This window comes from Rhizobium sp. SL42, assembly GCF_021729845.1.
Taxonomy (GTDB): Bacteria; Pseudomonadota; Alphaproteobacteria; order Rhizobiales; family Rhizobiaceae; genus Allorhizobium.
In genome coordinates this window covers 182,673-195,000 of the sequence record NZ_CP063397.1, presented here as the reverse complement: position 1 = coordinate 195,000, position 12,328 = coordinate 182,673, and the positions used below count along the sequence as shown (strand labels likewise).

The following is a 12,328-nucleotide window of genomic DNA, read 5'->3' as shown; positions in this document are numbered from 1 at the left end:
TAGAGTATACCAAGGCGCTTGAGAGAACTATGCTGAAGGAACTCGGCAAATTGCACGCGTAACTTCGGAAGAAGCGTGACCCCATTTTACGCAAGTGAGATGGGGTGGCACAGACCAGGGGGTAGCGACTGTTTATCAAAAACACAGGGCTCTGCGAAGTCGCAAGACGACGTATAGGGTCTGACGCCTGCCCGGTGCTGGAAGGTTAAAGGGAGAGGTGCAAGCTTTGAACTGAAGCCCCAGTAAACGGCGGCCGTAACTATAACGGTCCTAAGGTAGCGAAATTCCTTGTCGGGTAAGTTCCGACCTGCACGAATGGCGTAACGACTTCCCCGCTGTCTCCAGCATAGACTCAGTGAAATTGAATTCCCCGTGAAGATGCGGGGTTCCTGCGGTCAGACGGAAAGACCCCGTGCACCTTTACTATAGCTTTACACTGGCATTCGTGTCGGCATGTGTAGGATAGGTGGTAGGCTTTGAAGCTTGGACGCCAGTTTGAGTGGAGCCATCCTTGAAATACCACCCTTATCGTCATGGATGTCTAACCGCGGTCCGTTATCCGGATCCGGGACAGTGTATGGTGGGTAGTTTGACTGGGGCGGTCGCCTCCGAAAGAGTAACGGAGGCGCGCGATGGTGGGCTCAGACCGGTCGGAAATCGGTCGTCGAGTGCAATGGCATAAGCCCGCCTGACTGCGAGACTGACAAGTCGAGCAGAGACGAAAGTCGGTCATAGTGATCCGGTGGTCCCGCGTGGAAGGGCCATCGCTCAACGGATAAAAGGTACGCCGGGGATAACAGGCTGATGACCCCCAAGAGTCCATATCGACGGGGTTGTTTGGCACCTCGATGTCGGCTCATCGCATCCTGGGGCTGGAGCAGGTCCCAAGGGTTTGGCTGTTCGCCAATTAAAGCGGTACGTGAGCTGGGTTCAGAACGTCGTGAGACAGTTCGGTCCCTATCTGCCGTGGGTGTAGGAATATTGACAGGATCTGTCCCTAGTACGAGAGGACCGGGATGGACATATCTCTGGTGGACCTGTTGTCGTGCCAACGGCATAGCAGGGTAGCTATATATGGAATGGATAACCGCTGAAGGCATCTAAGCGGGAAACCAACCTGAAAACGAGTATTCCCTATCAGAGCCGTGGAAGACTACCACGTTGATAGGCCGGGTGTGGAAGTGCAGCAATGCATGAAGCTTACCGGTACTAATAGCTCGATTGGCTTGATCGTTCTCATTGACCATGCTCATCGGCCGCCTCAGCGGCGGCGATGAAGCCAAAAACGTGTTCATATCTCAAAACGAAGTCGAAACGACTTCTACCAGCTTCTCTTTTATTGCCCTTAGCTGACCTGGTGGTTATTGCGGGGTGGCTGCACCCGTTCCCATTCCGAACACGGCCGTGAAACGCCCCTGCGCCAATGGTACTCCGTCTCAAGACGCGGGAGAGTAGGTCGCTGCCAGGTCTGCTAAAGGCAAACATAAATCTTCTCTAAACATTCTACGGCCCTTGAGCCGATCAGGGGTCGCCAAAAGCGACCCTTATTCGTTTGTAGAATACGCAAAACACAGGGTTGGATCAGAGGCTTCGGCTTCGTGCCAACCTTACAGGAGACAAAACCTTCGGTTTTGCTCCGGCACAGTCCGTCATCGCATAGCGATGACGTAATCGCGACATTCGGCAAAGCCGAATGCGCTTGGCGCGGGGTGGAGCAGCCCGGTAGCTCGTCAGGCTCATAACCTGAAGGCCGCAGGTTCAAATCCTGCCCCCGCAACCAGTTCAGACATAGATCAATAACCGCCTCGGTATAACAGGCGCTTAACCGCCAAATCTCCCGCACCGCCTCTGTCATCCAGGGGCGGTTTTTGCGTTTTTGCAGCGGCGGTTCTGCAGAATTTTTGAATATGCCGGCTCTAGAGTGTTATCCAAAAAAGACCGCCAGTCATATCTATATGATAAATCGGCTTGGCGTGCCGCCGCAATATACTGCAGTTCTTTCGGGTGACTTCGCTAATTGAAACGGAAGGTCACCGGCGCAAAGCCCATGACGCCGCATTAAGCTGCGCAAAAGGTGCTTGGAAGTCGACGACGGTTAAAGACACCAATGAAGTCGTAGGGTTCTGAAGTTCGCGGCATAAACCAGTACAAGACTAAAACGTCGTCCTGTCCGCCCTGTTCAAGCGCGCTCTCTGAGCAGGTTCTGAGATTGAGGTCAAATTGCGCCGGTTGCACTGGAGCGCCGACGGCGACGGCGATTGTTTGCATCTTTTTGCTGGTACCGAACGTGATGCCCGTGTGAAAGAAAAGATGCGGCTTGCCGCTCGTCTTCCTCATTCCCTTCTTCATCAACTTTTCGATCTGTCTCTGTTGAGGGATATCGACGTTCAGAAGGCGGTGGCCGAAACGGGTCCAACCGTCCGGCCGCCTCTTTTCAAGTGAAGCTAGGAGTTTTGCCCAGAACTCGGTGGTCGCGGCAGATTGTGATGACAGTCGAACCCCACGGTTTTCGTCACGGACATACTTTAGGGTCGTGGATAAGCCATACCAGGCGTGGTGGCTTCCATCGTATTCGTCCTCCCCGATGTTGAAGCGGGTTTTCGAATATAGGGTAAGAAGATCCATTTCGTCCGCGGTATAGGTTGCATTTCGCTCAAGTTCCGCTCGTCGGCTCAGATAGTGACAACGTTCGACTTCACTCGGCACCATTTCAAGAACAGTCTCGATGTCGAACACCGACATCGTTGGTGCGATGTCCGCGTCTTCGGGTACAAGACCGACTTGCTTGAGCTGTGGCCAATGTGATGACAATGGGCCAACAGCATCTTGGACGATGTTCACCCTTACAATGTCGCGGACGTCTTGCGTGTGAATAGTCAGCGGGCCCTGCCGCGTGGTGAATGATAACGTCCCGCTCCTGCCGATGATGCGCTGTTTCAATCTCAGCGACTGTTCCGAAGGCGCGACGATCAATTCATTCATTGTGTCTTTCAGGCTTCGAAGAGCTCCCCGACGGGCCGCGGCGCTGATTTTGGCCGACTTTGCCTCGAATATCAGCACAGTCTTGTCAATAACCGCCACAAGATCGGATTCCCAAGTGGTCACGCCACCGTTATCGGTCCATTTTACCTGTTCGCGAACATCAGCATGTGGTAAGTATTTCCGCACTGCTGCGCTTAGACGAGCCTCTAACCAGTCCGCACGTGCTTTCTCGGCAGCCTTCTTGAGCTTCGGTGCCTTCGCGCACAAACTCTCGATAATCTCTGCCAAATGAACACCAAGGATCTGAGGACCGACACAGAAGAAGCTGCTGTCGTCCAGCTTAATGAGCGGCTTGCGTTGAACCGAATTGTCAAGATGCAGGTGTTGAAGGTCCGCTACTGTAACTTCACCAAAATCTAAGGACAACTTCGAGAGTACAGCTATGATCGGCTGCCTCTGTTCGATCGGCGCAGCTGCTACCAGCTCAGCATTTGAGAATCTGAAAAGGCTCATCCAGCGTTGTTCGTTGATGTTCCACAAAAGTGCAAAAAGCTGCTTTTGATCATGTAGGAGCATCGCTGCGCGGGAAGAAATCTCTACTTGCTCTTTTGGCTCGAGGTTACGGATGAAAGCCTCAAGCATCGCCTTTCCGGAGTTCTTCCGGGTCATCCAAACGCGCATATCTTCCAGATGAGCCTGAACCCGGCTTTCAGATATGTCGATGATCGCGGAAAGTGCAGCAACGGCTTCTGTCGCGTCGCAACCGTAGTGATGCCGGAACGACCCATTGACCGACATCGCTAACTCTGAAGCATATTGCCGAGTTTGAAACCCCTGCCGCGGCCCCCTAACTGCCAGCGTCCAGCGTTGGATTAGGTTCAACATTTCCTGTCGGCGGTTTTCGGCTGCGTCGGGCGAGACCTTGCTTTTTGCTTGATCCTGATAGGCCTGCGCATTCTGACCGATCAGATTGATGATGCGCTCCGTGACCAGCGGATAATCGGTTTTAGGATCGGAGGCGGCGCGGTGACGTGAGAGCGCCAACGCCTGGATCAATTCAAGATGAAAAAGCTCCAAGCGGTATTTCTCACCCGGCTTCGATGGATTCAAACCGTGAATAATCACCGAAAAGGCGGCGCGTGCCAGAAACTCCAACGCATCGACGGCAGTCGTCTCTTCGACGAGCTTACCAAGTGTCTGGCGAAACAGATCGGTCGCGATGCTTCCTGCCGCGTGAGCGGCGGCTACTTCTTCATCCCTTAACTGGTCCGAGCTCATTTTCACCTCATTGCCCCCAAGTCGATCTTTCTACAAACCCCAAGCTGGTCGGTTTATAACTTCGGGTGCTGGCGACATTTATCTGTTACCTGTGTCGCGAGCTTGGAGCCGTTCAAAATAATCTTGAATGGGTACGAGGCTCATGTTCCCAGGTTATCAAACTTACGAATGAACGCGCTCTGCAAGGTTGCATCCTGCAAAAGTGTTCGGCCGTACTCGCCGACGTAAGCCACTATCGCCTCCTGCAGGGCGTCACAGAAGACAATCTTTCTGGTGGTATCGACCGCGGGAGCACCTGTGCGCCAGATTCTCCAGCCACTCTTTGTTCGTGCTTCATGAAGCAGCGCACATCGGACCGAGGAATAGAATTCGGCAGCGGAATTTTCGTCAAACCACTCTTTGAACGGCATCTCATCCTGCAGGAACTGACAGAAAACCGTGCCGCTCTTCGTGTACTCAAATTGGCTTAGGACCTCTCCTCGCTTGAGGTGCCTATATTTCATTCCGTTCCTGGTGGCTGCCAGGAACTCTATCAGCGCACACTGTAGAGAGACCATCGAGAATCACTCTCCCCGCCAATCGCCATTCTTCTGAATGAACTCTATCGGCCTAAAGTATCGAAGCTGCAGGCGCTGCAGAAAGAAGTTGTCGAAAGCGTCCGCCCAAGAATCGGGGGAGCCACCGACTGTCAATATCCTTTTCTGGTTTTCCCAGTCTTCGACGGTGAGGTCGCCAGCAATATAGGTTTTTTCGCGTGTGCCGCTTATCATACAAATCTCCGATACGAGCGAGCGCAGGGCTCACGGTTGATCTTGTCCAGCATCAAGCTCTTCCAGTTCTGCGCGAATGCCGGCCGCGATCGTCGTGGCCATAAGCGAGAACGCTTCGAGGCGCCTTAAACGTTCTTCCAGGTCCTGCTTTTGCTCCGTGCTCGGATCTTCGATTATTTTGGTTTCATCGGAGAGAAATCTGATAACCGGGAGGACAGGTGAATTGTCCTCTGTGGCAAGCTTGGCAGCAGTCACCCACTCCTTCGTTGTGTCGAGAGCGCCTTCAGACGCTCTCGCGAGGCAAAAGCGGATCAAGATGCGCGCTGAGTAGTCCAGTCCCTCGACACATTCGAGCCACTGTCTGCTTGCATCGCTCTCCTCGTCGGCTTTGTAGGGCCGTCTCGCGGGCCGGAGATATCTGGGCGTATCATCACCGGGGTCGAGGCTTTCCAACGCTCGGAGAATCGGTTCAAGGCCTTGGAAAGGGCGGATTCCGTCTGGCAAGACGTCAGCCTTCGCCCAGAGCTCGAGGATCACTTGGGAGCACAGAGCCATCTTTACGGAACGCTCGTCTCCCACTGCCGCTTCGGCTGCCTGCATGAGCTCGGCGATGTAGTGGCTCATCCAGCCCGCAAGGGTGTTGTGAATCCCTGCTCTGCCCAGCTGCCTAACAAGCAGTCTACCAAGCTCCGACACATCCGTGGGCAGCGTCGAGGGCACCGTTTCGTCGGAGGACGTAGAGTCTGTCATATGTACGTCGTTTTGTTTTAGAACTGTGCCCGGAGCTTTCATGCCCACTGTTCCTCTTGTCGATTTCAACCTCGATGATGAGATCCATGCCCACTTCCTCAAGGAAGCTCTTCAAAGCCGTTCTCTTTATCCGCAGCCAATGCCCATCGGTACGAAATGCCGGGTCATATTGATCACGTTCATTTGCTCCGCTGGACGTTTCTGACCAGGCGGCCCGCTCCAGCAGAACAGCCCCGCTGACATCCGTCCAAACGGTGGCGGGACCGTCGGATTTCGTGACTTTGAGAATATCGTAGACCTGCAGTCCGGGCTCAGGCATGTCGCGAGCAAGCGACATACGCGTTGGGTCTTGGCCATCAATTCGATGCTCGCGGCCAAAGTCGCGAAGTAAGCCTTTGAACCGAAACGCACCCACATCGATTTCGGCCTCGGAGCCTTCGTGCGGCAGGTGATAGTCCCAACTGCTCGTGCAGGCTTGCAGTGAACGACAAAGAGCTGCGGCCGTTTCCGGCACGACCAGCGCCGCATTGATATTCACGGATTTCCAAAATTCGCTGGATCTTGTTGTGTGACTGGCAGCGACCACGAGCCATTCGGGATCATCAAGCCCGGCCTCTGTGAGGAATTCCTCTTCCTCTATCTCATCGGTCCACCTGTCAATCGCCGCTGAACCCTTCGCTGGCTGTCGCCAGAACCGCGGTTCAAGCGGCTTAGGTCCTCGCAGATCCGAAAGCCAGCTGGGTGGATAAGTTAAGCCAAAGCGACCGAGCCAATTGTCGAGTGTTCCATAGTCGTCCCCATCGGGATCTTGCCGGACTGCGTGGGTTGTTACAAGATCGCCCAACACGCACCACATCGCGTGCCACTCCACATACCTATTATATCGTTCTACCTCCGGAAGGGAGCCATCGCGATGCATGGTGCTCATTCCTTGTCCCAGTCGACCTCTTCTTGGTTCTTCGTCCCAGCGCCAAATGTCAGCCGTCACATGCCATTGATCGACGATCCACTCCTCGGCCTTACAAATGAACTCCTCAGTCGAGACATCAGCGAAGACACGTGCAGCCGGCTGATACCACCCCTCCAAGGTTTCCCGCTCATCGAAGCGGAACCGGCGCTCGGCTTTGTCTTGCCGTGTCCGGTCGTATCGCCCTCGTAGCTCATAGCTATGCGCTACGACTGGGGGGAGGGGGGACTGATTGACCGAGTGGATGGTTTCAAGCAGTGGTGGATCAATGGCTACTGCTCCCTCCTTTTCGAGCTTGAGCAGCGCAGACTTCGCAAATTCACGAATGAGCATATGTGGCAGTTCTTTGCCGATTGCCTGGCTTATCAGGAAGTCGACGTGCTGCGCGCAGATTGACGGCCTTTCGAGTGCAATCCTGTCGAGTGCGATGACGAGCCACAACCGATTGGTCAGCCAATAGAAGGCCGCGTTGCCGTCCCGAAAGGTACCCTCCATCTTGCGGTCGGCGCACGCGATGACCTCGCGAAGGAGAATGTCGTCGCCGATTCGGCAGGCGATCCGAAGTCCATGGGCTGCCCGCCAGCGGGCGCCCACTCCAATATCGCTGAGATAGGCCGAGAAAAACCGCGCCATAGCCGCGACCGGCGTCTTTGGTAGATCATCGAGATCCCAATTGGCCTGCTCCTCCCGCTTGATCCTGTTCTTCAGGCGGCTTGAGTATGTTTGGAGAGTTTTTCCGGAGACTTCGGGGCCAACAAATTTTCCCAAGAATCTTATCAGATGGTAGAGCCTGACCGGGCCAAGGTTGTCGGCATGGCGCTCGATGCTCGCAAGCAGCAACTGTTGCTTTTCGGTGTCCGACAGCAGCGAAACTGCGAGCATGTCGCCTAGAACTGCCTCGTCGTGGCGAATATACGCTGACGCTTCAAGGAAACCGTCGAGGATCACCTGTGGCAAACGGGACTGGGTCCAATTCCGAACAGCCGGAGAGCCTGCCCATTCAGCTAAGCACGCGGTGATTTCGGCCAGGATGTATCGTCTTTCAAAACTATCGGCTTCCCAGCTCGAGAGCGCATCCAGATATTTGACGCGATTCCGCGGCTGGTCGGGGCGGATTTGCTGGAGAAACTCTTCGAGAGATCCGAATGGTTTCGACTTTTGAGGACGTGCGTCATATCGCGTCCAAGTCTCCTGAAGGCTCTCGACCGACGTGCAGTCGCATTTGGTGAGATCAAAAGGCTCTGCTGGCTCGCCCGCGTGATCTGCCCCAAAGTCCGGTTCAGGTTTCTCCGGTCCCGATTGTCCCGGCTCCTGGATTCCTCGCAGGAAGGATACGGCCTTGACCGCGTGATCGCACCAGAAATCGTGTTTTGATGGAATCCGAACGACAGATTCTAACAGTCGCTCATTTGGTCGCCCGCTGTCCAACAGCTCGTTACGAGCAATCTCGGATGCAAGAGGGCGCTTATCGTCGGCGCCACACAGTTCGACCGCCTTAAGGAATGTGTGGGAATCAGGCGAGGAGTCCTCGGAGTAGAAGGGCAGCAAGGCCGCAAATTGTGCGGGTGTCAGATCGACGTTAAGCAGCCCTTCTGACGCGATGACAGGTAACGAGTTCTTCCGCGGCGTTATTGCTTCATCTTCCCATCTGGCGACACAGGCGAGGCCGGTCGAGAAATCCAATCTCGCGAGCGTGCGCGAGACGGAGTCCCAAGGGAAGTGGTCATTATTTTCCAGCCGGAAGGCCGCGTCGCTTACCACCACAGCAAAGTCGGTTGCTATGCGCCGACGCTCTTCGTGATCGAACGATGAACGAAGCTGGGTCGCGAAATTTTCGAAGACCATCAACTCGTTGATAACGTTGTCGTCGATCTCGGCAGCAACCTCAATGGCGTCGCTAAACAGGACTCTCGCATCATCGGGGCTAATCGGCTCGATGGATCTGGAGAGCGTCAAGAGTGCGCTGACTTTACTGCTGGCGCTCGCCCGTTCGGCTTTGATTCTGGCTGCCTGGTCGCTGGCGAGCTTAATGAGCTCCGCATGCAGGAGCGGGTCGACAGCAAAAGCGCTGATCAGTTTTGCCCAGGTCTCAGGTGCTCGGTCACGCTGCACGATATCCAGCGAAAGCTGACAAAGTGCGGCGCGTGCGATGCCCGATACGACCATAAGTTTTGCGAGCGAATGCGCACAAGTCTCGCGCATCGGACCAGTATAATAGGATTGGTAGAGCCGATAATTGTCGTCCGAAAGCGAACTTGCTGCGGTCTTCAGCTTTTCAAATTGCTGTTCGACATTGTCTTTTCCGGTGAGGACAGCTGCACGCGCTGCATAGAATGGGCCAACGACCGAAACGTACTCCGACAGCTTCCTGTCGACACGGGATACTTTCCGTTTCGGAGCTGTCGACTGTTCTGACGCGCCTTCCTCCGGCGTTGGTTCGTCAGGTTCCACCAAGAATAGCTTGCAGTCAGCTTTCCCCGCCTGAAGTGTTTCGAGGAGCGTCCAGGCGCGCAGGAGGCACGCGAGAGATGCCGTCTGATAAGGGGCAAGTCGAGTGCTGAGTCGATTGTGGGGTGAAGCAATTTCGGCAAGGATGGGGAGAACAACTTCCGGATTTTCCGAACGCGCAACAATGCATTCGCACGCGGTGAGCATTAGCTCGGCTAACGAGCTGAATTGCGGTTCGCTGTGCTCATACTGGTGCTCTTGTGACTTCGCGATCGCTCCGCGATTCGAAAGCGTCAGGACATCAGCAACAAGGTTCGTGGGCACATAATCCTGCACGGCCAGACATTGTTGCAATTCGAATGCAAATCGCCACGGAGTACCTGCGCTCTTCGCAAAAGTATCGAGGTCATTGAGAAGCGCCTTTTCGTCCATCGCGTGCAGGCGTTTGAAAAGGACATTTAGGGAATCGAAAACCCAGGAGCGCGGCTGCCAACTCATAGCAAGATCGAACGTTTCCCGAGCTCCATCTGTTCGTAGCTTTGCCTCCAAAACGGCGGCGAAGGCAGTGTCGGGGATATCCCATTGCTTGAAAGATTGAAGGTGTTCGTCACCATCAAGGCTATCGTGATATTCAGTTCGGAGTTGATCCCAAGACCGCAGTTGCCTCCGGATCTCGCGAACCTCTATCCAGTTCTCCGCACGTGCGGCGAGCGCGAGGCCATAGCAAAGCGCCGGCCCCTGGAGCTTTTGATTTTCTGCATCTCGAAAGACGATTCGATCCATTTCGTCTGGACTGAAAGCCGCTGCCAGATCAAGGTTCTCTTCAATGATCCTCTCGATGGCAGAGTCGGTATTCAGCGCCTCCGCGGCAATGAGGATAGTAATGATCGCGTCAGCTGTGTCGTGATTCTCGCGGCATACAAAAAGGGCGAGCCGCAGTCGTTGGCGCTGTACCCGCCTGCGCTGGGCGGGGTCCGCGATTGCCGCCGGCTCGCCTTCGCTTTTGATGAGCGTTAGCAGATCGCTGCCCCGATCGGCAGCGACGAGGGCTTGTGCATAGTGCTCGGCGGCATATTCGCTGGTTGAGTGAGTTTGCGAGAAATGGTCTGCAATTTTCGCGCGCATCAATTTGCGATCTGTTGCCGCGTCGTCGCTGATAAAGTGCTCAAAATCCTCGTCGGCGAAAGACATGGCGCCGGCGTTAACCTGCAAGCCGGGTTCGAGATCGGAGCAAATGTCGGTGATCTGTGCTTCTACAACTCCGCTGACAGCTGCAAGATCGGCGGTTGGAATCGGCCTGGGCATTTCGATCAATGCTGCACAAAATTGATCGACGGCCGCCTTGCTTGTGGCCTTGCCCATCGCAAAGTCCAGCTGCGCGCGAAACACCTCGTTCAAGCTCTTGCCGTTCGGCCTGAGGTAGGCGAGGGTCTGGTCGGCGTTGCCTCCACCAAAGGCGATGGCATAGTTCTGGACCCGCGGATTTCCTTTCGAGAGAAGATGGAAGTCCACGATCCAGCCATCGTCTATTCCGTCCAACTGCGGCGAGACGAACGCCGTTGTCTCCTCCTTGGTGAAGCCGACGAGCATGTTCCGCGCGAAATTTGTGGGAAGGCCAAGTTCTAAAATTTGTCCGGTTCGGGCGGAAACGACGAGACGAACATTGGTAGGGAGCTCACCAAGCGCGAGGAAGTCAGGCACAAAGCAGCGGTCCTCTTCCTTTCGTGCCTTGGCCGCGGTCACGGCGTTGTCGGCAGCGTCTATCGCAATGACCAGCAAGCTAAGTGGGTCTTGCTGAGACAGAAGAGCGCCAGCCCTGACGAGTTGCTCGTGGAACTCCCGAGCGAAATCCTTCACCCGGCTTGACGGCAGGAATGCCGGCATATTGCATTCGAGCGCGAGCTCATTGGCGAGCTGAATGAAAGCATCTTCCCGGCGATGACGATAAGCGTTGCTGTTCAGATAGGTTCCACCGCCGTAGCAATCATAGGTGATCAGCTTAGAGCCCTCTGGAAGAAGTCTTTTGACCTCAAAAAGAGCGGTCGATTTGCCGCATCCGCCGATCCCGTGAACGAAGATCCGCTGCACTCCGTCAAGAATTTCGTTTGCTATTGCCTTGACATCCTCGCGCATGACCAGCCGCGTGGGCTCGATCACTCTGGACGGGCAGGGGAATAGTGCTTCCCTTTTCGCGTAGCCTAACCAGCCAAGAACCGTCTCCTTGCGGATCGCGGACCTTTTTTCGTCCGGCCGCATCAGGTTGCGGATTTTCTTCAACAATAGATCGCGCGTCTCGCTCGCGTCGTCGCCAGTCCAATCGGAGATCGACGAGATGGCGCTCTCTTCCAGTGCCATGAGGCTTGTTGTTCCGCACAACGAAAAGTCTAGGGCCGCACAGAGCCGGTCGAAAGCTCGTACACCAAGGCCACTCGCACGTCGAAGCGTATCGCGCGCGGCAGCATTGTCCGCAGTCTTTGGCAAAGCCTCCAAGACCGCGGAAGAGATCGACTGGTTACTGACGAGCCTTACCTTCAAGGCACCGTTGTCCAGAAGACCCGGCCTCATTTGGTCTATTCTGGAGAATGCCTTGGCAAGCTTGCGGATTACGGAGTTATTGGTTGTTTTCGCGGTCGACGCCGTGAGGCGCGACATGGTCCAATTCTGGTTTGGGTCGGAGCCGGAATACTTCAGCTGATCGATAACCACCTTCGCGGCATTTTCGATGGTTTCGTCGCCATAGTAGAATGTGCAGTCGACGCCGTCCCAGGTGTCACTTGGCGCGCCCTTTTCATCTTTGAGGAGCATACCCTCGACAGTAATGGCGGCAATATCCGAGCTGGGGAGCAACATATCTAGGGCACGACGAAGGGCCCATAATTCGTGAAAATCATCTCCAAGCCCGGACCCACGCGCACCACCAAAGTCGAAATTGGGCATAAGCAGCTCTATGCTCGGATGATTCTATTGATCAATCCTGCCAATATTTACCGTTGCGCGATAGTGCGAACGTCAAAGCGACCCCCAATTGCAACGATTTACTCAACTTGCCCGCTAAGTAGCGGCAGATCCCGCGGTTCTGCCAGGACGATCAAATTGGGTGGGGCAACTTGCCCAGAATGGTATGCTTCCGGTA

Annotated in this window: 5 protein-coding genes, 1 tRNA gene and 2 rRNA genes (1 of these 8 running past the window's edge); 3 read left to right on the top strand and 5 right to left on the bottom strand. The window is 55.0% G+C overall.

All coding sequences use genetic code 11. The features are described 5' to 3' along the window. The 3 genes from IM739_RS00810 to IM739_RS00800 form a co-directional block, all read left to right on the top strand. Window positions 1-1,234: ribosomal RNA gene (locus tag IM739_RS00810) — 23S ribosomal RNA — on the top strand; it begins 1,565 nt to the left of the window's first position. Between the two features lie 119 nt (window positions 1,235-1,353). Continuing rightward, window positions 1,354-1,468 (top strand): 5S ribosomal RNA (gene rrf, locus IM739_RS00805). Between the two features lie 235 nt (window positions 1,469-1,703). Beyond that, window positions 1,704-1,780, top strand: a tRNA-Met gene (locus IM739_RS00800). Between the two features lie 278 nt (window positions 1,781-2,058). On the opposite strand, the gene IM739_RS00795 is transcribed toward IM739_RS00800, so the two are convergent. The 5 genes from IM739_RS00795 to IM739_RS00775 all read right to left on the bottom strand — a co-directional run bounded on the left by IM739_RS00795 (window position 2,059) and on the right by IM739_RS00775 (window position 12,132). Further along, a complete protein-coding gene (locus IM739_RS00795; protein WP_237369394.1) occupies window positions 2,059-4,260 on the bottom strand; it encodes a hypothetical protein in 2,202 nt (733 codons plus the stop codon). Window positions 4,261-4,400: 140 nt separating this feature from the next. Further along, window positions 4,401-4,763, bottom strand: a complete 363-nt coding sequence (locus IM739_RS00790; RefSeq protein ID WP_237369393.1) for a hypothetical protein — start codon at window positions 4,761-4,763, stop codon at window positions 4,401-4,403. A gap of 60 nt (window positions 4,764-4,823) precedes the next feature. Then, window positions 4,824-5,030 (bottom strand): hypothetical protein, encoded by a 207-nt coding sequence (locus IM739_RS00785; protein WP_237369392.1) that lies wholly within the window; start codon window positions 5,028-5,030, stop codon window positions 4,824-4,826. A gap of 30 nt (window positions 5,031-5,060) precedes the next feature. Continuing rightward, window positions 5,061-5,780 (bottom strand): AVAST type 3 anti-phage proein Avs3b, encoded by a 720-nt coding sequence (avs3b, locus tag IM739_RS00780; protein WP_336886401.1) that lies wholly within the window; start codon window positions 5,778-5,780, stop codon window positions 5,061-5,063. Further along, entirely contained in the window at window positions 5,710-12,132 is a 6,423-nt protein-coding gene (locus tag IM739_RS00775; protein ID WP_237369390.1) for a hypothetical protein, read from the bottom strand. The genes avs3b and IM739_RS00775 overlap by 71 nt, the downstream gene beginning before the upstream one ends. Between the last annotated feature and the right edge of the window lie 196 nt (window positions 12,133-12,328).